This window comes from Williamsia herbipolensis, from assembly GCF_036153515.1.
GTDB classification, from domain to species: Bacteria; Actinomycetota; Actinomycetes; order Mycobacteriales; family Mycobacteriaceae; genus Williamsia_A; species Williamsia_A herbipolensis.
Window position 1 is genome coordinate 2,333,885 of record NZ_CP108021.1, and the last position, 24,914, is coordinate 2,358,798.

Annotated in this window: 25 protein-coding genes; 12 read left to right on the plus strand and 13 right to left on the minus strand. The window is 69.1% G+C overall.

The window, feature by feature from the left end:
• Entirely contained in the window at positions 1-1,338 is a 1,338-nt protein-coding gene (locus tag OG579_RS10470) for a YibE/F family protein (protein WP_150116366.1), read from the minus strand.
• A 119-nt stretch (positions 1,339-1,457) separates the two neighbouring features.
• Here OG579_RS10470 and OG579_RS10475 point away from each other — a divergent pair, with 119 nt between their 5' ends.
• The 4 genes from OG579_RS10475 to OG579_RS10490 are packed head-to-tail and all read left to right on the plus strand — an operon-like array spanning position 1,458 to position 4,964.
• Positions 1,458-1,970, plus strand: coding sequence for a hypothetical protein (locus OG579_RS10475; protein ID WP_328859080.1), 513 nt, complete (start codon positions 1,458-1,460; stop codon positions 1,968-1,970).
• Between the two features lie 35 nt (positions 1,971-2,005).
• Positions 2,006-3,295 carry an MFS transporter gene (locus OG579_RS10480; RefSeq protein ID WP_408068786.1) on the plus strand — a complete coding sequence of 430 codons (1,290 nt, stop codon included), beginning with the start codon at positions 2,006-2,008 and terminating at the stop codon, positions 3,293-3,295.
• Positions 3,292-4,128, plus strand: coding sequence for an acyl-CoA thioesterase domain-containing protein (locus OG579_RS10485; protein ID WP_328859081.1), 837 nt, complete (start codon positions 3,292-3,294; stop codon positions 4,126-4,128). The genes OG579_RS10480 and OG579_RS10485 overlap by 4 nt, the downstream gene beginning before the upstream one ends.
• Positions 4,125-4,964 (plus strand): alpha/beta fold hydrolase, encoded by an 840-nt coding sequence (locus OG579_RS10490; RefSeq protein ID WP_328859082.1) that lies wholly within the window; start codon positions 4,125-4,127, stop codon positions 4,962-4,964. The genes OG579_RS10485 and OG579_RS10490 overlap by 4 nt, the downstream gene beginning before the upstream one ends.
• Positions 4,965-5,109: 145 nt before the next feature.
• On the opposite strand, the gene OG579_RS10495 is transcribed toward OG579_RS10490, so the two are convergent.
• Entirely contained in the window at positions 5,110-6,282 is a 1,173-nt protein-coding gene (locus tag OG579_RS10495) for an ATP-grasp domain-containing protein (protein ID WP_328859083.1), read from the minus strand.
• A gap of 139 nt (positions 6,283-6,421) precedes the next feature.
• Here OG579_RS10495 and OG579_RS10500 point away from each other — a divergent pair, with 139 nt between their 5' ends.
• Positions 6,422-7,378, plus strand: coding sequence for an EamA/RhaT family transporter (locus OG579_RS10500; protein ID WP_328859219.1), 957 nt, complete (start codon positions 6,422-6,424; stop codon positions 7,376-7,378).
• A 21-nt stretch (positions 7,379-7,399) separates the two neighbouring features.
• Here OG579_RS10500 and OG579_RS10505 read toward each other — a convergent pair whose 3' ends face one another.
• Genes OG579_RS10505 through OG579_RS10515 form a run of 3 tightly spaced genes read right to left on the minus strand, consistent with a single transcriptional unit; the run spans position 7,400 to position 9,586 of the window.
• Positions 7,400-7,966 (minus strand): DUF305 domain-containing protein, encoded by a 567-nt coding sequence (locus OG579_RS10505; protein WP_328859084.1) that lies wholly within the window; start codon positions 7,964-7,966, stop codon positions 7,400-7,402.
• A gap of 52 nt (positions 7,967-8,018) precedes the next feature.
• A complete protein-coding gene (locus OG579_RS10510) occupies positions 8,019-8,435 on the minus strand; it encodes a hypothetical protein (RefSeq protein WP_328859085.1) in 417 nt (138 codons plus the stop codon).
• Complete coding sequence (locus OG579_RS10515) at positions 8,432-9,586, minus strand: phosphatase PAP2 family protein (protein ID WP_328859086.1); 1,155 nt, start codon at positions 9,584-9,586, stop codon at positions 8,432-8,434. The genes OG579_RS10510 and OG579_RS10515 overlap by 4 nt, the downstream gene beginning before the upstream one ends.
• Before the next feature lie 209 nt (positions 9,587-9,795).
• On the opposite strand from OG579_RS10515, the gene OG579_RS10520 reads away from it, so the two are divergent.
• Together OG579_RS10520 and OG579_RS10525 are read left to right on the plus strand one after the other, a co-directional pair.
• Complete coding sequence (locus tag OG579_RS10520; protein WP_328859087.1) at positions 9,796-10,749, plus strand: alpha/beta fold hydrolase; 954 nt, start codon at positions 9,796-9,798, stop codon at positions 10,747-10,749.
• A gap of 10 nt (positions 10,750-10,759) precedes the next feature.
• A complete protein-coding gene (locus OG579_RS10525) occupies positions 10,760-12,358 on the plus strand; it encodes a GMC family oxidoreductase (RefSeq protein ID WP_328859088.1) in 1,599 nt (532 codons plus the stop codon).
• 1 nt (position 12,359) lies between these two features.
• Here OG579_RS10525 and OG579_RS10530 read toward each other — a convergent pair whose 3' ends face one another.
• Entirely contained in the window at positions 12,360-13,763 is a 1,404-nt protein-coding gene (locus OG579_RS10530; RefSeq protein WP_328859089.1) for a WS/DGAT/MGAT family O-acyltransferase, read from the minus strand.
• Positions 13,764-13,848: 85 nt separating this feature from the next.
• Between OG579_RS10530 and OG579_RS10535 the strand changes: the two genes are divergently transcribed.
• Positions 13,849-14,628 (plus strand): deoxyribonuclease IV, encoded by a 780-nt coding sequence (locus tag OG579_RS10535; protein ID WP_328859090.1) that lies wholly within the window; start codon positions 13,849-13,851, stop codon positions 14,626-14,628.
• A gap of 200 nt (positions 14,629-14,828) precedes the next feature.
• Positions 14,829-16,661: an acyl-CoA dehydrogenase gene (locus tag OG579_RS10540; RefSeq protein WP_045821327.1), complete on the plus strand. Its 1,833-nt coding sequence runs from the start codon at positions 14,829-14,831 to the stop codon at positions 16,659-16,661.
• A 274-nt stretch (positions 16,662-16,935) separates the two neighbouring features.
• Here OG579_RS10540 and OG579_RS10545 read toward each other — a convergent pair whose 3' ends face one another.
• Together OG579_RS10545 and OG579_RS10550 are read right to left on the minus strand one after the other, a co-directional pair.
• A complete protein-coding gene (locus OG579_RS10545; RefSeq protein ID WP_328859091.1) occupies positions 16,936-17,769 on the minus strand; it encodes an NmrA family NAD(P)-binding protein in 834 nt (277 codons plus the stop codon).
• A complete protein-coding gene (locus OG579_RS10550) occupies positions 17,766-18,188 on the minus strand; it encodes a nuclear transport factor 2 family protein (protein WP_328859092.1) in 423 nt (140 codons plus the stop codon). The genes OG579_RS10545 and OG579_RS10550 overlap by 4 nt, the downstream gene beginning before the upstream one ends.
• Before the next feature lie 95 nt (positions 18,189-18,283).
• On the opposite strand from OG579_RS10550, the gene OG579_RS10555 reads away from it, so the two are divergent.
• On the plus strand, positions 18,284-18,910 hold the full coding sequence (locus OG579_RS10555; protein ID WP_328859093.1) for a TetR/AcrR family transcriptional regulator: 627 nt from the start codon (positions 18,284-18,286) through the stop codon (positions 18,908-18,910).
• 15 nt (positions 18,911-18,925) lie between these two features.
• Positions 18,926-19,822 carry a LysR family transcriptional regulator gene (locus OG579_RS10560; RefSeq protein ID WP_328859094.1) on the plus strand — a complete coding sequence of 299 codons (897 nt, stop codon included), beginning with the start codon at positions 18,926-18,928 and terminating at the stop codon, positions 19,820-19,822.
• 18 nt (positions 19,823-19,840) lie between these two features.
• Here the strand turns inward: OG579_RS10560 and OG579_RS10565 are convergent, their stop codons facing one another.
• Positions 19,841-20,929, minus strand: coding sequence for an alcohol dehydrogenase catalytic domain-containing protein (locus tag OG579_RS10565; protein WP_328859095.1), 1,089 nt, complete (start codon positions 20,927-20,929; stop codon positions 19,841-19,843).
• Positions 20,930-21,146: 217 nt separating this feature from the next.
• Between OG579_RS10565 and OG579_RS10570 the strand changes: the two genes are divergently transcribed.
• On the plus strand, positions 21,147-21,929 hold the full coding sequence (locus OG579_RS10570) for an alpha/beta fold hydrolase (RefSeq protein WP_328859096.1): 783 nt from the start codon (positions 21,147-21,149) through the stop codon (positions 21,927-21,929).
• A 13-nt stretch (positions 21,930-21,942) separates the two neighbouring features.
• Here OG579_RS10570 and OG579_RS10575 read toward each other — a convergent pair whose 3' ends face one another.
• The 4 genes from OG579_RS10575 to OG579_RS10590 all read right to left on the minus strand — a co-directional run bounded on the left by OG579_RS10575 (position 21,943) and on the right by OG579_RS10590 (position 24,894).
• A complete protein-coding gene (locus tag OG579_RS10575; RefSeq protein ID WP_328859097.1) occupies positions 21,943-22,719 on the minus strand; it encodes an SDR family NAD(P)-dependent oxidoreductase in 777 nt (258 codons plus the stop codon).
• Positions 22,720-22,791: 72 nt separating this feature from the next.
• The gene (locus OG579_RS10580; protein WP_328855902.1) at positions 22,792-23,523 is read right to left on the minus strand and encodes a class I SAM-dependent methyltransferase; all 732 of its coding nucleotides are present in this window, start codon (positions 23,521-23,523) and stop codon (positions 22,792-22,794) included.
• Positions 23,510-24,199: a TIGR04282 family arsenosugar biosynthesis glycosyltransferase gene (locus tag OG579_RS10585; protein WP_328855903.1), complete on the minus strand. Its 690-nt coding sequence runs from the start codon at positions 24,197-24,199 to the stop codon at positions 23,510-23,512. The genes OG579_RS10580 and OG579_RS10585 overlap by 14 nt, the downstream gene beginning before the upstream one ends.
• Positions 24,196-24,894, minus strand: a complete 699-nt coding sequence (locus tag OG579_RS10590; RefSeq protein ID WP_328855904.1) for a glycosyltransferase family 2 protein — start codon at positions 24,892-24,894, stop codon at positions 24,196-24,198. Before OG579_RS10590 ends, OG579_RS10585 begins: the two co-directional genes overlap by 4 nt.
• Between the last annotated feature and the right edge of the window lie 20 nt (positions 24,895-24,914).

Here is a 24,914-nt window from a genome sequence, read left to right on the forward strand (position 1 = left end):
TCAGTCGACGCGCGAGTGCCTGCCCGGCTTCTCGTCGCGGTGACCGGGATGGATCGGGACATGCGGTTCGCCGGCGCGGACGTTGTCGGGCCGTTCGTGTCGGTGCACGAGCGCGACGGCGATGGCCGTGGTGAGCGGCACCGACAACGCGATCGCGATACCGCCGACGAACGACCGCCCCAACTCGACGGCGACGGTGTCGGTGGTGACGAGGTTCGAGAACGACTGGCCGGCCACGGAGAACAGCAACAGCAGCGGCAGTGCACTGCCCGCGTAGGCGAACACGAGTGTGTAGACGGTGCTGGCGATGTGGTCGCGACCCACACGCATGGCGGCGGCGAAGGTGGCCCGTCGGCTGCGGCCGCCTGCCGCGAGTTCGAACACCGCCGAGGCCTGGGTGATGGTGACGTCGTTGAGCACACCCAGGGCACCGATGATGAAGCCCGCCAACAGGATCCCCTGGGTGGAGATCCCGTTCTGGTACACCTGCAGGTTCGTGGTCTGCTCGCCCGACAGACCCGTGATGTTCATCGTGTGGATCGACACGTACGACAGCACCGCGGCCACCGCCAACGACGACAGCGTCCCCAACAGGGCGGCACTCGTGCGCAGACTCACCCCGTGCGCGAGGTAGATGACGACCAGCAGGATCGCCGCCGACGACGTGATGGCCACCGCCACCGGCGATTTCCCGTCGAGGATCGCCGGGAGGGTGAAGCCGAGCAGCACCGCGAAGGCGATCACCAGTCCGATCACCGACCGCAGGCCGCGCCAGGACGCGACCAGCACGATCGCCACGACGAACAGCAACGCCCACACGATCGTCGATGTGCCGCGGCTGTAGTCGTAGAACCCGTAGGTCGTCGCCCCGTTGTTGCCGGGTGCCACGGCGAGCCGGATCTTGTCGCCGACCTTGAGGTCGGGCTGTCCCGGTTGCGGACGACCGAGCTGGTCGGCCGACAGGTTCTGGGTGACCGCACCCGGCGCGGTGCCCGACTGCGCACGGTTCGTCGGTACCTCGATGAGCGTGTTGGCGTCGGCGTCCTTACCGGAGGTGATCGCGACGGTGCTCTCGATGCAGGGGCCGTCGGCGACGGGGGTGACGTCGGCGGCACCGCCGAACACCGATCCCGACGCGCGGTTGAGGCATTGCGCACGCGCCTGCGCGATCACGGTGCCGGTCGCGGTCTCGAGCTGTCCGTTCGCCGCGGCCGACTGGAACTGGATCGGGACCTGGTGCTGACGCTGCGACGGCCACAGCACCACGGCCCCGATCGCGACGGCCACCGCGACGGCGACGAGCACCCCGACGACGATGCGGGCCGCCATCGGACGCATCTGCACCGCGATCGCGGCCGGTGAATGCGTGTGGGTGTGCGGTTGGGACTGCTTCACGGCCGCAACTGTATGCGGCCAAACGCCGGTGTCGCCGCCCTGGCGTGGGTCATCATGATCGGGTGATCGACGAGTTGCAGGAGGAGGCGACCGCCGCGCTGGCGGCCGGCGACTACACCCGTGCCCTCGCCGAGTTCAGCGTGCTCCGCGAGATGCGGTCGCGCCGCGACGGTCCGTACTCGGTGCACTACCTCGCGAACCTGCACGACGCCGTCCGGTGCATGTGCCACCTGCAGCGATGGTCGGACTCAGAGCCGCTGTGCCGTGAGCTGTACGGCAAGTACCGACGCACGCACGGCCCCGGCGACTGCGACACCGTCGACGCCGCCAAGTTCTACGCCTGGGCGCTGGTCCACCTCGACCAGGCCGATCCGGCCGCCGAGCTGTACCTGACCACAGCCGACGCCCTGTGGACCCTCGGCGACCGCGAGCAGGCCCTCACCATGCTGGGAGCCGCGGTGACGCAGCGCCAGGACCTCTGCTTCGACACCCTGCGCAACCGTGTCGACCTCGCCTCCGCTGCCGTCGCCCTGGGCGTCGCGTCGTCGATGAGTCTGGTGTCACCCCTGGCCTGACCGGGTGCGACGGCCCCGGGTGGCGGGGTGGTTCGATGAACGACATGTCCGACACCCCCGCCGCCGCACCGCAGGTGACCGCCGCCGACCCCTCGGCCGCCCGCGGTGCCACCGGCCGGTGGTGGGGTGTCGCGGCGGCGATGTTCGCGATCGCGTGGGGCGGGAACGAGTTCACCCCGCTGTTGGTGATGTACAAGAGCGACCACGGACTGTCCGGCCCGGTGGTCGATGCGCTGCTGTTCGCCTACGTGCTCGGCATCGTGCCCGCGCTGCTCATCGGCGGCCCGCTGTCGGATCGATTCGGACGTGCGCGATTGATGCGCCCGGCCCCGGCGGTGGCCGCGATCGGGTCGATCATCCTCGGGCTCGGCGCCGACCACGTGGCCCTGCTGGTGATCGGACGCATCGGCAGCGGCATCGCACTGGGCCTGGCGATGGCCGTGGGCAGCAGCTGGATCAAAGAACTCTCGTCACCCCCGTTCGAGACCGACGCCTCGGGCAGTCGCGGGGCGCGCCGCTCGGCGATGAGCCTCACCGCGGGCCTCGGCATCGGCGCCGCGATGGCCGGCGTGCTGGCCCAGTGGGCGCCTCTGCCCGCGACGCTGCCCTACCTCGTGAACGTGGCGCTGTGCGTGGTCGCGACGGCGTGGGTGGTCCGCGCCCCGGAGACCGTGGTGCGCGCCGGGGCGCCGGGGCGTCTGCGCGACGATCTGCGCATCCCGGCCATCGGTCACCGACGTTTCCTGCGGGTCGTCGTGCCCGTCGCGCCGTGGGTGTTCGGGTCGGCCGCGGCCGCCTACGCGGTGTTGCCGACGCTGCTCGCCGACGAGGTCGGCGGCCTCGACATCGCCTACGCGGCACTCATCACGCTGGTGACGTTGGCCTCGGGGTTCGCCATCCAGTCGGTCGCGCGGCGCATCGACCGACCCGATTCGGCCCGCGGTTCGGTGGTGGCGATCGGATTCCTCGCGGTCGGCATGGGCATGGGCGCCTGGGCCTCGAGCACGCTGAACCCATGGGTCGCCCTCGCCGCCGGCGCGGTGCTCGGCGGCGGGTACGGCATGGCGCTCGTCGCGGGGTTGGCCGAGGTCGGGCGCATCGCCGGGCCGAAGGACCTCGCCGGGCTCACCGCGGTCTTCTACTCGCTGACCTACCTCGGGTTCGCGGCGCCGGTGGTGTTGGCGCTGGTCCACCAGGTCGTTCCCGCCCTGACCTACCCGGTGCTCTTCGGACTCGGCGTCCTGCTCGCGATCGCCTCGCTCGCGGTGGTCGCCACCGAATACCGCACCCGCCAGATCACGACAGCAGACAAGGTGACCCCATGACCCCTCCGACCCCGAAGGACCCGGACCGCAGGTACTTCATGTTCACCCTCGACGACGAGGGTCGATACGTGCCGTCGAAGTATGCGTTCGGTCGATGGGGTCCGGACATGCTCAACGGGCCCGCGGTGTGTGCCGCGGCCGCCCATGCGGTGGAGGCCGAGCACGGGTCGCCCGAGCTCGTGCCGGCCCGCATCACCATCGACCTGTTCAAGGCTGCCCGCGGCGAACCCCTCGTAGCACACACGCGGTTGGTGCGATCGGGACATCGGATCCGGGTGTCGGAGGTCGAACTGTCCCAGGGCGACACCGTCGTCGCCCAGGCCACCCTCGTCGCGCTGCGGCCGTCGCAGGAGCCGCCGGGTGAGGAATGGCACTCCGAGCACCCCTTCGACCCACCGACCGACGACAGCCGCTTCCGCTGGTACGGCAGCGACGACATGGGGTGGACGCCGGTGATGAGCGAACACCAGAACGCGGGCCGCAAACGGTTGTGGGCCACGATGATCCCCGTGATCGACGGGGTCGAGAACACGCCGTTCGTCACCACCGTGATGGCCGCCGAGGCGACGAGCCTGGTGACCAACTGGGGGTCGAAGGGCATCGGTTACATCAACTGCGATCTGACGGTGGCGATCTCACGTCTGCCGGTCGGTCAGTACATCGGCCTGCAGGCCGACACCCACATCACCGACGCCGGCCTGTCGGTCGGCACCGCCACCCTGTTCGACACCCGCGGGCCGATCGGGACCGGTATGGTCACCGCCGTCTCCAACGCCGCCGCGCAGATCGACTTCAGCGGCGCGTCGGACCTGCGCACCGAGGTGTCGCAATGACTCTCGTGGATGTGGGCAACGGCGTCTCCCTCGAGGTCACCCGGACCGGCGAGGGTCCGGCGGTGCTGCTCGTCGGCGGTCTGGGCCAACCCGCACAGGTGTGGGAGTACACCGGCGTCGTCGAGGCACTGACGTCCGCGGGATTCGAGACCATCACCTACTGCGCGCGCGGGGTCGCGCCGTCGTCGGCGCCCGAGCCGCCGTATGTCGTCGACGACCTGGCGTTCGACGCCCAATGTCTCGTGCAGACACTGGGACTCGAGCAGGTGCTCGTCGTCGCCTATTCGATGGGCTGCTACACCACGCAGGCGCTGGTGCGTCGACAACCGGGGATGGTGCGGGCCGCGGTGCTGCTCGCGGGCCTGCAGCCCTCGCCGATCGGCGAACTCGTCGGCCGCATGGAACTTGGGTTGCTCGAGAAGTACGGCGAGATTCCCGCCGACGTCATGCTCTTCGAGCAGTTGATGACCACGCTGCAACCGTCGCTGCTCCAGGATCCGGCCTCGGTGGTGGGCTGGGAGCAGGTGCTGGGCGCCTCGGGTGAGGTGTGGACGAGCGCGGAAGGCATGAGAGGTCAACTGCAGGCATCGTATTCGTGGATCACCGCGAACGAGCCACTGCCCGAACACCTCGCGGCCTTCGATCTCCCGGCCCTGGTGCTCGCCTTCGAACACGACCTGTTCTTCCCCCCGCAGGGGTGTCGTGCCGCGGCGGGACAGATGCCGAACGCGGAGTTCGCCCAGATCGACGGCGTCGCACACGGCGGACTGTTCACCGGTCAGACCGACACCGTCGCGCGCATCGTCGCGTTCTGCACCGCGCACCGCCCCGCCTGAGCCGGCTTTTCGCACGTTCACGCACCGCTCGCACGCCCACTCATCGTTCGCATGCTGCCGGCGGCATGCGAACGATGAGCGACCGTGCGAACACGGCAACTGCGGGCGGGAGGCGACCCGTAGGTGAGGCTGCGCCCTGGCCATTTCACGGCTCGATCGGGACGCCGTCCCACTCGTGGTCGTGCATGAACGCCTCGGCGAGGCCGACGCGGTACTTGAGACACATGCGGGCGATGTCGAGGTAGGCGATCGGCATCATGAACGCGGGCAACCGGTCGTGGCGGTTGGTGATCACGTCGTCGTAGGTGCGGAAGTCGCGCAGGAAGCCCCGGAACGTGTTGCCCTTCAGTGCCGATTTCTTCCAGCCGTAGAGCCCCATCCCGAAGCCGATCATCTTGCGGGTGCCCGGGTCCGGGGTGATCATCTCGGTCGTCTGGCCGGTGAACGCCCGGTCGACGCGGTTGTGCGGCTCGAACAGCATGATGCCGCTGGTCCCACGCGGGTTGCACTCGATGGTGAACAGGGCGCCCTCGTCGTCTTCGATGAAGTCGAACCCGACCTGTCCGGTGAAGTTCATCTGTTTCACGAACGAGGTGATCCAGTCGAGGATGCCCGCGTGCTCGATCGCGTCGAAGGCGATGCAGGAGCGTCCGTCGATCGCGTAGCCGACCGGATACACGGTGTGCGCCAACACCTCTCCGTCGCGACACACCGAGTACGAACAGTAAGGGGTGCCCTTCATCCACTCCTGCGCGATCCAGGGGTTCGTGGGTGAGAACTCGATGTCGGTGGGCAGCTCGCCCGGGGTGACCTTGTAGACCTTCTGCGATCCCCGCGAGTAGCACTCCTTGAGCGCGAACGGGGTGTCGAAATCCAGGGCGTCGAGATCGGCCTGGGTGCGCACCTGCGCGAACTTCAGCGTCGGGATGCCGCGCTCGGCGAGCACCCGCTGGAACTCGTATTTGTTGTGCAGGTTGTTCTCGACCTCGAAATCGGAGAGGAACAGCTCGCAGGTCTCGGGGAAATCGGCGCGCAACATCGCGATGATGTCGGTCTCCTCGTGGACCGGGATGAGCAGGTCGATCTCGCGTTCGGTCACGATGCGCGCCAGCTCGCGGCAGTAGGCACGCGGCTCGAACGTGGGCGACGGCACCTTCTCGAAGGCCGAGATCGCGTTGGAGAAGCGGCTCACAGGCAGGGAGATGCTGTCGACGATGGTCACCTCGTGCCCGCCGGCGGCCATCAGGCGGGCGAGATCGAGCGTGAGAAAGGAACGACCAAACGTGATGAGCACGCGCTTGGACCCTGGGCGAGACATGGGACCCCGTTAACTCTGCACCGCAGATAAAGGACAGAACATCAAACATGGTAGCTTAGCCAACGGTTGGAAACCGACGGGAAAAGACCTGGTTAGGGCCTATTTCACAATCACCATAGCGCGCGTGGAGGAGGCTTCGATGTTCGTGATCGGCATCGTCTTCGCCTCGCTCGCCGCGGTCGGATACGGGTTGTCGTCGGTGCTGCGCGCACTCGGCGCCCGTCGCGCCGCGGTCGCCGCCCGTGACGCCGGCGGCGATCCCGCGGTCAACTCGGCCGGCGGTCCCTCGGTCGCCTCGACCGCGGCGACCCTGCGTGATCCGGCCTTCCTCGTCGGCACGGCGCTGGTCGTCCTGGGCTTCGGCGGCGGTGCCATCGCGGCCCGTCTGCTCCCCCTGTTCCTGTCGCAGACCATCGTCTCGGCCAACCTCATCGTCACCGCACTGCTCGGTACAGCGGTCCTCGGCATCCGCCTCCACACCCGTGACTGGATCGCGATCTGCGCGGTCATCGCGTCGCTGTGCATGCTCGGCGTCGCGTCCACGCGACACAAGACCGAGGGTGCCGACAGCTTCGCCTTCCACTGGGGTCTGTTCGGCGCGACCGCCGTGATCGCGGTCGCCGCCGTCTACGCGATGTACCGCCTCGGCCCCCGCGCGGCGATCTTCGGCGGCGCGGCCGCGGGAGTGCTGTTCGGCGTCATCGCCATCGCGGTGCGCATTCTCCGCGGCATCGATTCGTTCGATCCGGTCGAGCTCATCACCGACCCGGCCGCGTGGACCATCGCCATCGCCGGCGCCGTCGGCTTCTATGTGCAGACCGTCGCGTTGCAGCTCGGCGCGGTCAACGGCGTCACCGCGGTGCTCGTCGTCGGTGAGACCGCGATCCCGGGCATCATCGGGGTGCTCTTCCTCGGCGACAAGGCCGAACCCGGTCTGGGCTGGCTCGCCATCGTCGGCTTCATCGGTGCGGTGATCGGCGCCATCGCCGTGGCGTACTACGGCTCGGCCGAGGCCGACCACTTCGGCGAGGCGCCACCCACCGAGGGTGGATGGCGCCGTCGCCGGCAGGGATCAGATCAGCTCGAGACGAGCTGACCGCACCGCTGCCGGGCCCCCTCAGTCGGCGAGCATCGCGCGCATGCGGTTCAGTTCCGCCTGCTGACTGCCGATGATGCCGCGAGCCAACGCGATCGAGTCGGCGTCGAGTCCCTTGTCGACCTCGGTGCGCGCCATCGTGATCGCGCCGGAGTGGTGGTCGATCATCATCGTCAGCCACCGCTGGTCGAACGCCCGCCCCGACAACGACCTCAGCTCCGACATGTCGGCGTCGCTCATCATCCCGCTCATCGACATGTCCCCGGACATGGGCATGGAGTGGCCGGTCCCGGTGGGCACCGGCTCGCCCCACGAGCGCAGCCGGGTGCTGAGCTGATCGATCTCGGGTTGCTGGGCGGCGGCGATCTCCCGAGCGAGGCCCGCCACCTCGGGATCGGTGCTGCGACCGGGCACCATCTGGGCCATCTCGACCGCCTGTCGGTGGTGCGGGATCATCTCGGTCGAGAAGGTGACGTCGGCCGCGTTGTGCGACACCGGATCGTCGGAGGCGCAGGCCACGCCGGTGACGGCGACGGCGGCGAGCGCCGCGACCGTGGCGACGGCGCGACGAATTCTGTTGTGGGACATGTGTGTGTACTCCTGGTGTGTGCTGGATCGGACCGGGCGGGGCGCGGTCGTGTCAGCGGACGATCACCGAGAGCTCGAGATGGCCGGGGATGGCCCAGGGCGGTGCGCGGCCCAGCACTGACGGCCGGCGTCGTATCCACACGCCCGACAGACGCGCGAGCGGCGCGATCAGGGTGACGGCCCCGAGGATCACGACGAGGGCGATGACCTCGCCGCGCAGGAACACACACCCGTGGTCGTGACCGGTGCAGTCGAGTGTCGAGGCGCCGACACGTTCGGTGCGGTCGGTCGACGGCGTCATGACGGCGTGATGCCCGCTCATCGCAGACACCGCCGATCCGGCTGCGGTGTGCCGGTCGCCGTGTGCGCCGCCGCAGAGCACGAAGATGTGCATCACCGCGACGGCGAGTGCGAGACCGAGGGCGGCCGCGACGATGCGACGGCGCGGGATCCCTCGGACGCGACTCACGGTGTCGAGGATACCCCCGGGGCGTATGTCGGGGTTGTCTCGCGACCGGACCGCCTGCGGATCCAGAGGCGTTGGGCGCCGATGACGCCGGCGGCGAGACCCCAGCCGAGCAGGATGTCGAAGACGTAGTGCTCACCGGTGTAGACGAGCGTGAACGCCATCACCAGCGCGTACCCGACGAAGAGAGATCGGCCGAGCGCGCGCACCCGCGGCCACATGAACAGGGCCAACAGCATCGTCAGTCCGGCGTGCAGCGACGGGATCGCGGCGACGAGGTTCGCCTTCGACTGCCCGACGGTGAGCAACGTCGACGCGGCCCGCACGTTGAGGACGTCCCAGCCGCGCGCGGAGATGCGCTCCACGTAGGGCGCGGCCCCCGGGTCCGAGGGCGACACCGGGCCCAGGAGCCCCCCGGAGGCGGGCGGGATCTCGGAGTACATGCACGGCGGATCCCGCGGGCTGTCGACGACCTGCTCGGCCGTGCAGCGCGCCGCGGCCCACGGCGGGGCACCGGGCACGAGCGTGTACCCGACCAGCGCGAGGAACGTGGTGGCGACGAACGCGACCGCGTACCGACGCCACGCGGTGCGATCACGCAACCACAGCACCCCGGCGACCACGTAGGGCACCACGAAGTACGAGACGTAGACGATGCTGGTGATCACCTCCCACCACGGCGGCGACGCGTCCTTGATGTGCGACTGCAACCACACGGTGGGGTTCACGCCGAACAGGAAGTGGTCGGCATCGGGCGCGAGGTGCCAGTGCGTCGGCATCCCCATCCACTGCGCGACGTTGCGCGTGAGGTCGTAGAGCAGCAGCACGCCGGCGAACGGCAACCAGTCGATGATGACGGTGATGACGCGACGACGGCCGATGCTCGCCGCGGCCAGACCCAGGCACATCCAGAGGATCAGCCGGGTGCGGTCGAACGCCAGGCCCTGTTCGGTGAACTGCCACACCATGACCGCGAACCACACCGCGATCGCCGTCCACCGGTAGAAGCGCAGATCGCGGAATCGGGACGGCGTGCGTGTGTCGTCGAGCCCAGAGGTGGTCGGCGCCGCGGTATCGGGCGGGGTGGTGGTGTCGGCCGACGGGGGCCGGGGCGGCTCGGACTGTTCTGCGCGGCCCGCCTCGGAAATCGTCAACCGGTCACCCTCCGCCGCAGTTCGCCGGGCGTTCATCGACCGGAAACCTCAGTTTGTCTGAGTTTGGTCGCCCCGTCACCTCGACTCGGCGAAAATTCATCTTCGGCCCTGCCGCCACCGGCCCGTGCGGTGGCGCGCGCAGCGTCACCGCACCGGGGGTCGATCGCTACCATCGGATCGATGAGCCATCGACGGGAACCGGGCATCCGATGGCGGTGACGATCGTGGACCGCCTCGCCGGCGGGGTGAGCCGCTTCTTCCGTACCCACCCCACCGCCGACGTGCCGACCGGCACGATGGTGCAGCTCGGCGACCGCGGCGCCACCTACGTCACCGACTCGGCGCGCATCGCCTCGGGTGGGATCGACGCGGGTGGGATCGACGCGGCCGAGGCCGCGAAACCGCCGATCATCCTGTTGCACGCGGTCGTCACGACCGGCCTGTTGTCCTGGTACTCGGTGATCGACGACCTGCGCGCGGACTTCCGCGTCATCACGATGGATCAGCGCTGGCACGGTCGGGGGATCCGCTCGCCCCGCTTCACGCTCGACGACTGCGCCGACGACGTCGTCGCCCTCGCCGACGCCCTGGGGATCGACCGGTTCGTGGCGGCGGGGTTCTCGATGGGCGGCGGCACTGCCCAGCTGACGTGGCGGCGCCACCGCGACCGGGTGTCGGGGCTCGTACTCGCCTCGACCGGACCGTATTTCGGTTCCTCGACCACCGGGCGCCCCCGTATCGACGCGATCACCCGGTTCGCCGCCCAGCGTTTCGCGACACCGGTCCCCGGCCTGGAGCCGCACGCCCTCGACGAACGCGGCCTGTCCGACGGCGCGTGGGCACTCCGCCAGGTCCGGTCGACGCGGTTGTCGCACATGGGCGAGATCGGTTACGCCCTCGGCCAGTTCGACTCGCGGCCGTGGCTCGGCGAGATCGACGTGCCGACCGCGGTGTGTGTCACCACGCGCGATCGGGTGATCCCGATCGCGCGCCAACAGCTGCTCGTCGACGGGATCCCCGGCGCGCGGCGGTTCGATGTCGCTGCCGGACACGCCTGTTGCGTACTGCAGTCGGAGATCTTCACCCCGGTGTTCGTCGAGGCGTGCGGCTGGGTCTGCACCCAGACCCCGGAATCGACCTCCCGCAGCAGCGCGCGTCCATAGGATCGACGTCATGGACGACTCCGCGGTGCCCGGCAGCGACTACGTCATCGTGGGGGCCGGGTCCTCCGGGGCGGTGATCGCCGCGCGCCTCACCGAGAACCCCGACACCCACGTCACCCTGCTCGAGGCCGGCGGCCCCGACAAGGACAAGTTCATCCACATCCCCGCCGCGTTCGCGCAGCTCTTCGGCTCCGAGGTGGACTGGAACTACTTCACCGCCGACCAGCCCGAACTCAAACAGCGCCAGATCTTCTGGCCTCGCGGCAAGACCCTGGGAGGGTCGAGTTCGCTCAACGCGATGATGTGGGTCCGCGGCTTCGCCGCCGACTACGAGGCGTGGGCCGCGGCCGCCGGCGACCAGTGGTCGTACTCCGAGGCCGTGAAGTGGTACCGGCGCATCGAGAACACCCCGTGGTCGACCGACCCCGACCACGGGCGCGGCGGACCGATGGAGATCTCCCGCCAGCGCAGCCCGAGTCCGCTCAACGACCTGTGCATGGCCGCGGCCGCGCGGCTCGGCTATCAGCAGGCGCCGCCGAACGTCGCCACCCCCGACGGGTTCACCGAGACCGTGGTGACCCAGCGTCGCGGGGCGCGGGAGAGCACCGCCGACGCCTACCTGCGCGAGGCGATGAAGCGCCCCAACCTCACGGTGCTCACCGGCGCCCACGCCACCCGCGTGGTGTTCGAGGGAACCCGCGCGGTCGGGGTGGAGTTCGTGGAGGAGCGCACCACCCGCGTGGTCACCGCGAAGCGCGAGGTCATCCTGTCCGGTGGTGCGGTCAACTCCCCTGCCCTGCTGATGCATTCGGGGATCGGCGACGCCGAACACCTGCGTGGCCACGGCATCGACGTCCTCGTCGACCGACCCGACGTCGGATCGAAGATGCTCGATCACCTGGCCGCGGGCATCACCCGCACCACCGACGAACCGACGCTGTACCGGGCGACGAAGCCGAAGTCGCTCATCAACTACCTCGCCCGCCGCAAGGGGATGCTCACCTCGAACGTCGCCGAGACCTACGGTTTCCTGCAGACCGGTCTCGACGATTCCGGCCTCGCCGACATCGAGATCCTCTTCGTGCCCGCACCGTTCCTCGGTCAGGGTCTCGTCGCGCCCGAGGAGGACGGCATCACGATCGCGGCGGTGCTGCTGCAGCCGCGCAGCGCCGGCACCGTGCGTCTGGCCTCGGCCGATCCGCTCGCCGCACCGATCATCGACCCGCGCTATCTCACCGATCCCGATGGGCACGACCGCGCGACGCTAGCCGCCGGCGTCGAGATCTGCGCGAAGCTCTTCGAGACCGCGCCGCTGTCGAACGTCGTCGGGAACCGTTACCTGCGACCGGCTCTCGACGGCAACCCCTCCCTCGGCGAACTCGTCGACGCGGCGATCAACCTCGACACCCAGACGCTCTACCACCCGGTGGGCACCTGCCGGATGGGCACCGACGACGACTCCGTCGTCGATCCCGATCTGCGCGTGCGCGGCGTGCAGGGACTGCGGGTCGCCGATGCGTCGGTGATGCCGGTGATCATCCGCGGGCACACCAACGCCCCGGCGATCATGATCGGCGAGAAGGCCGCCGAGCTGCTCGCTCAGGCGTGAGTCACGACGTGCACTCGGCGAGAAGTGCTTTCACGTCGTTCTCCATCGCGCGCATGAGGGGCCACGCGTCGGGCATCTGCTCCTTGCAGGCGATGGCGCCGAAGTTCATCTGACCGTCGCACGACATGACGGTGACGTTGAGCCCCATCCCGTGGGCGACGGGACCGAGCGGGAAGAGCGCCCGGATCCGCGACCCCAGGAAGTAGAGCGGGAACGACGGGCCGGGCACGTTCGAGATGATGACGTTCACCACCGCCGGATGACGTTCGGCGAGACGGTAGTTCGAGTACAGCCGCGTCAACGCGCCCATCGTCATCGGCGGGATGAGCTGGGCCCACCCCCGCAGCAAGGATGCGTCGAGCGCATTGTGGTGCGACTTCGCCGTCGTGGACAGCTCCCGCATGGCCTCGATCCGCGCGATGGGATCGTCGACGTCGGTCGGCAGCGTCATCATCATCGCGGTCACCTGGTTGGTCCCCGCCACCACGAGCCGGTCGTCCTCCTCGCCGTGGGTCGACACCGGGACCGCGGCGATGAGCGGCCGGTCGGGCAGGTCGTCGGTGTCGGCCAGATACTTCCGCAGGCCACCGGCGACCACCGCCATCACCACGTCGTTGATGGTGACGTCGAAGTGGTTCTTGATCGTCTTGATGTCGTCGAGCGAGATCTGGGTGAACCCGATCGAGCGGTGCGGGGTGATGGTGCCGTTGAACGCGACGCGCGGGGCGCTGAACGGCGCCGGCATGGCCTCGTTCGACCGGGACCGACTCGCCCACTGGAACGGGACCCGCACGGTCTGGGGCAGCATCCGCGCGATCGAGATGGGGCGGCGGACGGCGAAGTTGACCAGACCGTCGGCCACCAGCGCCGGCAGTGATGCGCCGCCGGCCGAGGTGCCCACCTTCGCCTCGTCGAGGTCGGGGTCCTCGGGGGTCAGCGAGCACAGCTGCGCGAGGAGATCGGCGGCCGAGACACCGTCGACGCCCGCGTGGTGCATGCGCAGCATGATCGCGATGTTGCCGTGGGGACGCCCCTCGATCACCCACAGCTCCCACAGCGGCTTGCTGCGATCGAGCGGGACCCCGGCGATGTGGGCGCAGAACTCGGCGAGTTCGGTGTCGCCGCCGGAATCCGGCAGGGCGACCCGGTGGACGTGCCGCTCGATGTCGAACGCCCGGTCCTCGATCCACACCGGGTGGTCGAGGTTGAACAGGGAGTCGTGCAGCTTGCGGCGGAAGGTCGGCATCGCGGTGATGCGACGGTCCATCTCCCGCAGCATGCGGTCGAACGACCACCCGCCGGGGACGGTCGAGGGGTCGATCTCGATCAGACCGACCACCTGCATGAGCATCGAGCGCGTCTCCAGATAGAGGAACGACGCATCCAACCCACTCAGTCGTTCCATCGCCCGACCATCCTCTCGCCCGCCACCGCGCCCACGTGCACTCCGCCGGGTGTCTCCACTCTGGACTACTCCTATCGTGGGAGTCATGCGATTGGGAGCACACGTACGCACCGACACCGACCCGATCGGGACCGCCGAGGACATGGGCGCCGATCTGCTGCAGATGTTCGTCACGGATCCGCAGGACCGGAAGATGCCGAAGCCGGAACCGCACCCCGACACCGACCGCATCCGGTCGTCACCGATCGACGTCGTCGTGCACTCCTCGTACATCATCAACGTCGCGAGCCTGAACAACCGGCTGCGGATGCCGTCGCGCAAGGCGGTCGAGCTCCAGGCCGCCGCGGCCGCCGACCTCGGCGCCATCGGCCTCGTGGTCCACGGAGGCCACCTCGGTGACGGCGAGGACGACGCCGAGGGATTCGCCAACTGGCGCAAGCTGTTCGAGCGTCAGGCCGACAAGGGCGGGTTCGCGGTGCCCATCTTCATCGAGAACACCGCCGGCGGCGACCACGCCATGGCCCGCACGCTGGAATCGATCGAGCGGCTGTGGGACGCCGTCGGCGACTTCGATCAGGCGGGCTTCTGTCTCGACACCTGTCACGCGTGGGCCGGCGGCGAGGACCTCGTCGGGCTCGTGGAGCGGATCCGCGACATCACGGGCCGCATCGACCTGGTGCACCTGAACAACTCGCGCGACGAGTTCGACTCCGGCCGCGACCGGCACGCCAACCTCACCGACGGACACATCGGCTCGGAGGTCCTCGTCGAGGTCGCCCGCGCGGCATCGGCCCCGGTCATCCTCGAGACGCCCGCGGAGGGCGTGGCCGATGACCTGGCCTTTCTCCGCGAACAGTTGGCCTGACCCCACCCTCGTCCACGGGTCACGGCAGCTCACACGGGAGCGCCCGGGGGATGTTGGCCACATCGGTCACAAGGGAGTTGGCAGGCGCCGGGTCCGGTTGTATATTTGGCGTTATTACTCGCGGGTAACCTACCGATCGCTCGCTTGTAGGCGCCTAGTTCGTGCGTCGACCCAGCCCCGTAGAACGAAGGAATTCCCTGATGGGCCATTACAAGAGCAACCTGCGAGACCTGGAGTTCAACCTCTTCGAGCTGTTCAAGCTCGACGAGGTCCTGGCCAGCGGCGACTTCGGTGACCTGGACCGCGAGACCGCGATCGACATGCTCAAAGAGGTCCGGACCCTCGCCGAGGGCCCGATCGCCGAGTCGTTCGTCGACTCCGACCGCAACCCGCCGGTCTTCGATCCCGAGAACCACACCGTCACGCTGCCCGAGGCCTTCAAGAAGTCCTACAAGGCGTTCATGGACGCCGGATGGGACAAGGTCGGCATCACCGAGGAGCTGGGCGGCATGCCCGCCCCGCGCACCCTGTTCTGGGCCATCAGCGAGATGATCCTGGGCGCCAACCCGGCCCTCTTCATGTACGGCGCCGGCACCGGCTTCTCGGAGATCCTCTGGAACAACGGCACCGACGAGCAGAAGAAGTGGGCCGAGATCTGCGCCGAGCGCGGCTGGGGCGCCACCATGGTCCTCACCGAGCCCGACGCCGGGTCCGACGTGGGCGCCGCCCGCACCAAGGCCGTACAGCAGGACGACGGCTCGTGGCACATCGACGGCGTGAAGCGCTTCATCACCTCGGCCGATCAGGACATGACCGAGAACATCTTCCACCTCGTGCTGGCCCGCCCCGAGGGCGCGCGCCCCGGCACCAAGGGACTGTCGCTGTTCTTCCTCCCCAAGTACCACTTCGACTTCGAGACCGGTGAGCTCGGCGAGCGCAACGGTGTCTTCGTCACCAACGTCGAGCACAAGATGGGCCTGAAGGTCTCGGCCACCTGCGAGGTCACCTTCGGCCAGCACGGCATCCCGGCCAAGGGCTGGCTCGTCGGCGAGGTGCACGACGGCATCGCGCAGATGTTCGACGTCATCGAGCACGCTCGGATGATGGTGGGCACCAAGGCCATCGCGACCCTGTCGGCCGGTTACCTGACCGCCCTCGACTACGCCAAGCAGCGCGTCCAGGGTGCCGACATGACGCAGATGACCGACAAGGCCGCACCGCGCGTCACCATCACCCACCACCCCGACGTGCGTCGCGCACTGCTCACCCAGAAGGCGTACGCCGAGGGCCTGCGCGCGATCTACCTCTACACCGCATCGCACCAGGACCCGTCGTCGGCGCAGATCGTCTCTGGCGCCGACAAGGACATGGCGTTCCGCGTCAACGACCTGCTGCTCCCGATCGTCAAGGGTGTCGGCTCCGAGCGGGCCTACGGCACGCTGACCGAGTCGCTGCAGACCCTCGGTGGATCCGGCTTCCTGCAGGACTACCCGATCGAGCAGTACATCCGTGACTCGAAGATCGACACCCTGTACGAGGGCACCACGGCGATCCAGGCGCAGGACTTCTTCTTCCGGAAGATCATCCGCGACAAGGGTCAGGCGCTCGCGCACGTGGCCGGCCAGATCAGCTCGTTCATCGACTCCGAGGCCGGCAACGGTCGCCTCAAGGGTGAGCGCGCGCTGCTGAAGACCGCCCTCGACGACGTGCAGGGCATGGCCGCCACCCTCACCGGCTTCCTCATGGGAGCCCAGGAGGACGCCACCCAGCTCTACAAGGTGGGCCTCGGCTCGGTGCGGTTCCTCATGTCGGTCGGCGACCTCATGATCGGCTGGTTGCTCCTGCGCCAGGCCGAGGTCGCGCTCACCGCGCTCGACAACGGCGCCACCGGTGCCGACAAGTCGTTCTACGAGGGCAAGATCGCGGTCGCCTCGTTCTTCGCGAAGAACATGCTCCCCCAGCTGACCTCCACCAAGGCCATCATCGACAACATCGACAATGACCCCATGGAGCTCGACGAAGCCGCGTTCTGATCTGACACACCACGCGTCAGGCGCAGCTTCGTGAGCTCGGACCCGATGGAGCTCGACCAAGCCGCGTTCTGATCTGACACACCACGCGTCAGGCGCAGCTTCGTGAGCTCGGACCCGATGGAGCTCGACCAAGCCGCGTTCTGATCTGACACACCACGCACAGCGGGCCCGGTCCTCATGGACCGGGCCCGCTGTCGTTGTATCGGGCGTCGACGCGCGCCCACCGTTCGCACGCGCGCCCCGCACGCCGCGCGTTCGCACGGGCCACGCGCGTTCAGTCGGCCGCGACCGTGAACCATTCGCCGACGAACTCCTCGAACGATCGCGGCGCACGGCCGGTCAACTCCTCGACGGCGGCGGTCACCCGATTCTCCGATCCGGCGGCGATGTCGCGATCGAGCGCCGCGAGGATCGGCGCGTAGTCGGCGGGCATGCCGTGTTCGATGTGTAGCGCGGCGAGTTCGTCGGCCGACACCGACCGGTGCACGAGCGACGTGCCCGTCTTCCGCGAGATCACCTGCGCGGCCTGCCCATAGGTCAGTGCCCGCGGACCGGTCAAGACGTACTCCCCGACATGCGGCGTCGGGTCGACCAGCGCCCGCACTCCGACCGCGGCGATGTCGCGGGCGTCGATGAAGGCCACCGGTCCGTCGCCGGTCGCGGTGACGATCTCGCCGCCCCTCACCCCCTCGGCCAGCGACGAGCTGCCGGTGAAGTTCTGCATGAACCACGACGGCCTCAGAATCGTCCACTCGTCGATGATCTCGCGTGCCCGAGCGTCGATCTCGCCGAGACCGGGATCGCCCGACGACACCGCCGAGGAACTCTGCACGACGACTCGGCGCACACCGGCGGCTCGGGCCGTGCGCAGGAACGGCTCGACGACCACGGCCGGATCCGCGGCTCCGACAGGCGCGATCAGATACACCGCCGAGACCCCGGCCAGGGCGGCCGACCACGTCGCCGCGTCGAACCAGTCGAACCCGATGTCTCCCGGCGTCTTCGGCGCACGCGTTGCCCGTCGGTGGGCGACACCCTCCGCGGACAACGCCTCCGACACCGCGCTGCCGACGGTCCCGGTCGCACCGACGACGAGAACCTCTCTCACGCCGATCGTCCGCCCGCGAGTTGCGCGTCGGCACCGACGATGTCGACGACCGCCGCCGGGTTCCAGTAGTCGCGGTAGCGCACGATCGCGCCGTCGCGGACGGTGATGACCGCGATGTAGACCATGCGATAGGGCAGGTCGGTCGCGACGACCACGCCGTCCGCGGTGAACTCGGCGATGACCACCTCCGGGTCGGTCGTCACGTGCACGATGCGGTCCAGGGACCGGATGTCGAGGATCGACGCATAGTCGTCGAGGTACTCGTGCAGGGCTGACCGCCCCCGGACCTCGCTTGTCGCGTCGCCGGTCGCCAGCGGGAACTCCATCACGCCGTCCGGCGCGAACAGCTCGACGAAGGCGCGCATGTCATGGGCGATCAGCAGGTCGAGTGCGTGCTCGACCGTGTCGGTGGGTGTCATCGGTCAGCTCCAGTGTCGCGTGATGGTCGGGACGGTACCGTCCCGTTCGAACATACACGGGACGGTACCGTCCCGTTCGTTGCTAGGCTCTTTGGATGACCCGACGCAGTCCCAGCGGAGCCGCCGTTCTGCGGTCCGACACCACCGACGCGATCACTCGGGCCGTGCTCGAGACGCTCGCGGAGGTCGGCATCGGACGTCTCTCGATGGAGGCCGTCGCCAAACGGGCCGGAGTGGGCAAGAGCGCCCTCTATCGCCGCTGGCCATCGAAGACGGCGATGGTGATCGCAGTCCTGTCCGATTTCAGTGTCGAGCTCGCCGCCACACCGGACACCGGTTCGCTCCGAGATGACATCCGTGAATCGGTGGAGGCACTTCGACTCTGGCTCGACCACCCACTCTTCTCGCGCATACTCCCCGACCTCGTGGCCGAATCCGGACGCAATCCCGAACTGGCCGAACTCCACACGCGGATGATCGGCGTGCCTCGCCGCGAACGCGCCGCCGAGATCTTCGCCCGCGCCCGCGATCGCGGGGAGATCGCCGAGGGCACCGACATCGAACTCGCGATGGACCTGCTGGCCGGTCCCGTCTACTGGCGGTCGGCGGTGCGCGCGCAGCCGGTGGATGCCGCCTACCTGGACTCGGTCAGCGACGCGATCGTCGCGCTCGTGACCCCCGGCAGCCACAGAGATGACGAAATCGACGCGCGCGCTCGCTGACTATCATCGATCGTCATGGACATCTCGATCTCGGGCCTGCGGGTACTCCGCGAGGTCGCCGAGCGGGGCACCTTCACCGCCACGGCGCAGGCCCTCGGTTACACCCAGTCCGGGATCTCCCGTCAGGTCGCTGCAGTGGAGAAGGCGGCGCACACCCGGTTGTTCGACCGCGTGCCCGGCGGAGTGGTCCTGACGCCGGCCGGCTCGCGTCTGCTGCCCCACGCGGCGCGGGTTCTCGACGAGATCGACGCGGCCGAGCGCACTCTGAGCGGGTCGTCGACGACCGGCCCCGCGATTCGTCTCGGCATGTTCTTCAGTGCGGGAGCGGTTCTCGTTCCGCGAGCCCTCGCCGCACTGGGCCGTCTTCGTCCCGATCTCGTGGTCACGACGCGTGAGGGGTCGTCGCCCGCGCTCGTGCGCGCGGTCCGGGCCGGTTCCCTCGACGCCGTGGTCGTGACATCGCGTCCGCCACACCGTCCGCTCGACTCCGAGTCACCCGATCTGGCCGTCACGACCATCGCCGAGGTCACCCTCATGGTCGCGGTCGCGGCCTCGGGTCCGCTGGGCGACCGTGAATCCGTCACCCGCGTCGAGCTGATGGATCAGCGGTGGATCGTCGCGCCGTCGCGCACCGAGGAACCCCTGCTCGGGGCGTGGCCGTCGCTTCCGGGGAAGCCGCACGTGGCGCACGTGGCCCGCGACTGGATGACCAAGTCGAGCCTCGTCACGGCGGGGCTCGGGGTGACGACCGTGGCGTCGAACATGGCCGACGTCCTGCCCGCAGGCGTCCGACTGCTCCGGGTGGACGACGGACCCACCGAATCTCGTCGTGTCGTCCTCGCACGCCGGGGCGGCCGGGTCGATCCTGCGATCGCTGCGATGATCGATGCGCTCCGGGGCACCGCAGGCTGATGCGGGCGACGCGGTGTATCACCGATCATGCGGCGTGAGAACGGTTCTCGTGAACGGGCCACCGTGGCTGGCGGCGTGCGCGATGGCGTCGTTCGTGCGGCCCAACGGGAAAGTGTGGACGGCGTCTTGATCCAGGTCGAGTAGACCGGCCCTGGCCAGTTCGATCAGGCGACCGTTCGCCTCACGCGGATACATCCACTGCCCGCGGACGGTCACCGAGTTCCGCATGAGCCAGGGGTAGGGCAGCGCGAGATCGGCACCGCCGAGCATTCCCACCCCGCCCATCAGGACGACGCGGCCGTACTCGCGGACGGTCATGGCCGCGGTGCGGACCACGCCCGCATCGACGGCAGGCGGAAGGATGTCGAGCACCACGTCGAGGGGACCGCCCCCGGCGGTGATCATCGCGGACCGGTCACGCTCGGCCTCACCGGTCAGGGCCACGGTGCGAACGCGGTCGCCGAGACGCACACGAAGGTCGTCGAGGACCCGCCGATCGCGCCCCACGGCCACGACCCGACTCGCCCCCATCGCGAGCCCGACCGCGACCGCTGCGCTGCCGAAGTTTCCCGTCGCGCCACTGACCAGCAACGACTCGCCGGCCCGAAGGTCGGCGGCGAGCAGGCCGCCGTACGGCACGAGGTAGACCCCCAGTGCCGACCACCGCGCCGCGTCCGCCTCGTCGACGTCCCCCAGGGGGTACACGCACTCGGTGGGCACCGACATCCGCTCGGCGAACGACCCGTCGTGGAAATGGCGCGACAACCGCAGACCACCGTCGCCCCGCGAACTCCATCCCTGCAGCGTGATGTCCGGCGTGTTCGCGTCGTCCCGCGAACGGACCGTCGCGTCACACCACACGAGGTCTCCCGGGGTCAGACGTGTCGCGTCGGGTCCCGTCGTCACCACCCGCGCGATCCCGCCGAGGCCCGGGATGACCGGGGTCTCCAACGGGTAGCGTCGCTCTCCCCCGAACACCTCGGACGCGTACGGCAGGACGCACGTGGCCAGGACGTCGACGACCACCTCGCCGTCACGCACACCCGGATCGGGTACCTCACGGACATCCAGCGGTGTGCCGAATTCATCCAATACTGCGGCCAACATGGCAGTCCTCCTCTCGTGAAACCCTTTCTCTCCCACACGCTAACGACACAGGTGGCATGCGAAAAGCGACAGCACGGCATACCCGCCATGAGATGGACGCATGATGGGGCGAGAAGTATCCGTGCGCAGCCGGTAGCGTCGAGGACACAGCCCTTTGGTGACGCACCAGTCGTCGCACCGGGATCTCCCACCAGAAGGGTCGTGCGCCATGTCAGGCGTGGCACTCCATTTCGATCGCCGCGGTAGCGGCACCCCACTGCTCCTGGTCCATGGCCTGGGCGCGAGCTGGGAGTCGTGGTCACCGATCCTCGATCAACTCGCGCAGCACCGCGACGTCATCAGCGTCGACCTCCCGGGATTCGGCGAGACCCCGCCACTCCCGGGCGAGGTGACGATCGCGTCGCTCACCGATGCGGTCTCGGATTTCATCGACACCCACGATCTGGCGGGCATCGACACGGTCGGCAGCTCGATGGGCGCACGTATGGTCCTCGAGCTCGCGCGACGTGGCGTCGGCGGCGACACCGTCGCGTTGGATCCCGGCGGCTTCTGGAGCCCCGGCGAACTCCGCTTCTTCAGCACCGCCCTCAAGGCGTCGTTGCCGCTGGTCCTCGGGTTGCAGCCGGTGATGCCGGCGCTCACCGGCAACCCGGTCGGACGCACGGCGTTGCTGACGCAGTTCTCGGCGGCGCCGTGGAAACTGCCCTCGTCGGTGGCACTGCACGAGATGCGCAGCTTTAAGAAGGCGACGTCGCTGCGCGACGCGCTCGACGCTCTGGTCGACGGTCCGCTGCAGGAGGGCGCACCGGAGGGGACGACGCCGGGCCGGGTCACCATCGGTTGGGGCCGACAGGACCGCGTGACGCTGCCCAAGCAGGCCGCACGGGCGCACGCCGCGTTCCCCGGGTCGGAGCTGCACTGGTTCGACAAGTGCGGCCACTTCCCGATGTGGGATCAGCCGGCGCAGACCGTGGAACTCATCCTCGGCCGCACCGGCTGATCCGTCGCGAGATCTACTTCGGGGGCATCCGGATGCCGCCGTCGACGCGGACGACCTCGGCGTTCATGTACGAGTTGGTGATCAGCTCGATGACCATCGAGGCCAGCTCGTCGGGGCTGCCGAGCCGGTTCGGGAACAGCACGCTCTGGCCCAGGTGTGCCTTGAACTTCTCCGAGTCCTCACCCTCGCCGTAGATCGGGGTGTCGATGAGACCCGGGGCCACGGTGTTGACGCGGATCTTGGCGGCCGCGAGGTCGCGGGCGACGGGCAGGGTCATGCCCACGACACCGCCCTTCGACGACGAGTACGCGACCTGCCCGATCTGACCGTCGAACGCCGCGACGCTGGCCATCGAGACGATGGCACCCTTCTCGCCGGTGGCGGTCTCCTCGCCGCGGCTCATCGCGGTGGCGGCCAGGCGGATGCAGTCGAAGGTGCCGATCAGGTTGATCGCGATGACCTTCTTGTAGTTGTCGAGGTTGAACGCCGAGTCGTACTCGCCGTCACGCCCGATGGTGCGCTGCGCCGATCCGATGCCCGCCGAGTTGACCAGCGCACGCAGGGGTCCCAGCTCGAGCGACTTGTCGACGGCGGCCTTGATCTGCTCGGTGTCGGTCACGTCGACGCTGACGAAGACGCCGCCGATCTCCTTGGCGAGGGCCTCGCCCTTCTCCGCCTGTAGGTCGGCGACGACGACGTGGGCGCCCTTCGCGGCGAGCTGCCGCGCGGCGGCCGCTCCGATGCCCGAGGCACCACCGGTGACGATTGCACTTGCTCCAGAGATATCCATGAACGCAGCCTACGAGCACCGGGCCGGCCGAACCAGGACACCCCGCCCGAGCGCTCGCTCAGGGGCTGGAGATCAGGGGCGGACGAGCTCGACGAGGTGTCGTCCGGAGATCACGTGGGCGGTGCCCATCTGCAAACCGGCGCGCTCGGCGATCTCGCGTGCCGCGCCCACCCCGACGCGTGCCCAGGGAAACCAGGGCCCGGCGACGTTGCGCGACTCGACGCGAACCGCGCCCGACCAGACCGACCCGTTCCACCCCGGCGCCGAGCCGACACCGGACTCGAGTTCGACGATCACGGTGCCACCGGGCGCGACGAGGTCAGCCGCCCGACGCACCACCTCGTGGGGGTCGCCGCCGATGCCGACGTTGCCGTCGATCAGCAGCGCGTGATGCCAGCCGCCCTCACCGGGCATCCGCTCGAAGATGCTGCGGCGCAGCGCAACACCGCCGCGCTTGCGGGTCATCGCGATGGCGCGGGCGCTGCGGTCGACACCGAGGGCGCACACGCCGTGCTCGATCAGCTCGCTCACCAGTCGTCCCGGGCCGCACCCGAGATCGATGGTGGGGCCCGAACACATCCGCGCGATGTGACGGTCGAAGGCGGCGTCCTCATGGTCGCCGCTCGTGCCCAACCACCGGGTCACCGGTAGGCAGGTCCGCGTGCCGTCCGCCAGCCGCAGCCAACTGTTCTGTCCGCGTACGGCGTCGAGGAAGGCGTCGTCGAAATGGGGGATCTCGTCGGACAGGTCGACTGCGCCGTGACCGACATTCGCTTCCGGGGAGAACTCGTCAGGAACGCTCATGGGCCACCGCCGATCTCAGTTCGGCGGATATCCGCGCGAACGCGCTCGTCGGGGCACAGGTCTCGGCCACCTCGGTCACGTCCGCCGGATGGTCCACATCGGTCAAGGACTTCAGGAACGCCACGCTACATCCTCCACGCCTCAGCGCGTCGGCAGTCCGCTCACCGGTGTCCGACTGCGACATCGCCACACCGGGCAGCACCTGCGCCCCGCGGGCACCCGAGACGGCGAGTCCCCACCAGCCGCCGTCGGTGGCGAGGCCGAGCGCGGCGTCGTGGTCGTCGAGCGCATCGAGCCCACTGACCAGCAGTTCCACCGTGACCTGGGGCGTGTCCATCCCGATCTGCATCACCCGACCGCCGCCCACCTGCGCGGCCGCGTCGCGATGAGCGCGGTCGAGGCGATCCCCCAGGGTGTCCCCGTGCTGTTCCACCACGGTGGTTCGAGACAGACGCGTGCGCAGATCGTCGGATCCGACGGCGTCGTCGATCACACCGGCCAGCGACACCACGACGATCGCCTCGGGCACCGACAACGCCGTGTCGAGGGTGTCGAGCAGGGCAGCCGACGCCAGCGTCGCGGCCTCGGTCGCGGAATACCCCGCCATCAGGCGCGTCTTCACCAGCCCGGGCACGGGTGCCTTCGCGACCACCAGGATCGCGCGCGACGCGCTCACGACCGGGTCCCCGAACTCAGTGCTCCGAGGAAATCGCGAGCGGCACGGGCCGATCCGACGAACGATCCCGACACCTTCGACGTCCCCGCGGTGCGCGGACGGTAGGACACGTCGGTCTCGGCGATCGTCCAGCCGGCGTCGGCGGCACGTGCCAGCAACTCCACCGGATAACCGAAGCGCATGTCCTCGATGGTCAACTCCAACAGTCGGTTCCGGCGCGCGGCGCGCATCGGTCCGATGTCGTGGACGTCGATGCCGAGCGTGCGCCGCAAACGTCGCGCCGCCCAGAGCGTTCCGAGACGTGAGTGCAGCGGCCACACGCCGCGTTCGACCGGTTTGCGGCATCCGACAGCGAGGTCGGCGCCGCCGTCGAGGAGTGCGACGAGGGCTTTCAGGTCGGCCGGATCCATCGATCCGTCACCGTCGATAGTGCAGACGATGTCGGTGCCGGCGGCGAGCACGCCGGCGTGCACCGCGCTCCCGTATCCCGGAACCGGTTGATACACAACGACAGCGCCGTGTGCGGTGGCGACCTCGGCGGTGCCGTCGGTGCTGCCGTTGTCGACCACGAGGGGGTGATAACCCTCCGGCATCCGGGCCAACACATCGGGCAGGGAACGCGCTTCGTCGCGACACGGGATGACGACCGTGACTGTGGCCGCAACAGCCGGGGTCGTACAGGCAGGGGTGTCCATCGTGTCCGAGGCTATTGGCT

Bases quoted from the DNA above. Each gene is read 5' to 3' on its own strand.
- OG579_RS10470 (WP_150116366.1), bottom strand. From the start codon at position 1,338: ATGCGTCCGATGGCGGCCCGCATCGTCGTCGGGGTGCTCGTCGCCGTC.
- OG579_RS10480 (WP_408068786.1), top strand. From the start codon at position 2,006: ATGAACGACATGTCCGACACCCCCGCCGCCGCACCGCAGGTGACCGCC.
- OG579_RS10485 (WP_328859081.1), top strand. From the start codon at position 3,292: ATGACCCCTCCGACCCCGAAGGACCCGGACCGCAGGTACTTCATGTTC.
- OG579_RS10490 (WP_328859082.1), top strand. From the start codon at position 4,125: ATGACTCTCGTGGATGTGGGCAACGGCGTCTCCCTCGAGGTCACCCGG.
- OG579_RS10495 (WP_328859083.1), bottom strand. From the start codon at position 6,282: ATGTCTCGCCCAGGGTCCAAGCGCGTGCTCATCACGTTTGGTCGTTCC.
- OG579_RS10500 (WP_328859219.1), top strand. From the start codon at position 6,422: ATGTTCGTGATCGGCATCGTCTTCGCCTCGCTCGCCGCGGTCGGATAC.
- OG579_RS10505 (WP_328859084.1), bottom strand. From the start codon at position 7,966: ATGTCCCACAACAGAATTCGTCGCGCCGTCGCCACGGTCGCGGCGCTC.
- OG579_RS10520 (WP_328859087.1), top strand. From the start codon at position 9,796: ATGGCGGTGACGATCGTGGACCGCCTCGCCGGCGGGGTGAGCCGCTTC.
- OG579_RS10525 (WP_328859088.1), top strand. From the start codon at position 10,760: ATGGACGACTCCGCGGTGCCCGGCAGCGACTACGTCATCGTGGGGGCC.
- OG579_RS10530 (WP_328859089.1), bottom strand. From the start codon at position 13,763: ATGGAACGACTGAGTGGGTTGGATGCGTCGTTCCTCTATCTGGAGACG.
- OG579_RS10535 (WP_328859090.1), top strand. From the start codon at position 13,849: ATGCGATTGGGAGCACACGTACGCACCGACACCGACCCGATCGGGACC.
- OG579_RS10540 (WP_045821327.1), top strand. From the start codon at position 14,829: ATGGGCCATTACAAGAGCAACCTGCGAGACCTGGAGTTCAACCTCTTC.
- OG579_RS10550 (WP_328859092.1), bottom strand. From the start codon at position 18,188: ATGACACCCACCGACACGGTCGAGCACGCACTCGACCTGCTGATCGCC.
- OG579_RS10555 (WP_328859093.1), top strand. From the start codon at position 18,284: ATGACCCGACGCAGTCCCAGCGGAGCCGCCGTTCTGCGGTCCGACACC.
- OG579_RS10560 (WP_328859094.1), top strand. From the start codon at position 18,926: ATGGACATCTCGATCTCGGGCCTGCGGGTACTCCGCGAGGTCGCCGAG.
- OG579_RS10565 (WP_328859095.1), bottom strand. From the start codon at position 20,929: ATGTTGGCCGCAGTATTGGATGAATTCGGCACACCGCTGGATGTCCGT.
- OG579_RS10575 (WP_328859097.1), bottom strand. From the start codon at position 22,719: ATGGATATCTCTGGAGCAAGTGCAATCGTCACCGGTGGTGCCTCGGGC.
- OG579_RS10580 (WP_328855902.1), bottom strand. From the start codon at position 23,523: ATGAGCGTTCCTGACGAGTTCTCCCCGGAAGCGAATGTCGGTCACGGC.
- OG579_RS10590 (WP_328855904.1), bottom strand. From the start codon at position 24,894: ATGGACACCCCTGCCTGTACGACCCCGGCTGTTGCGGCCACAGTCACG.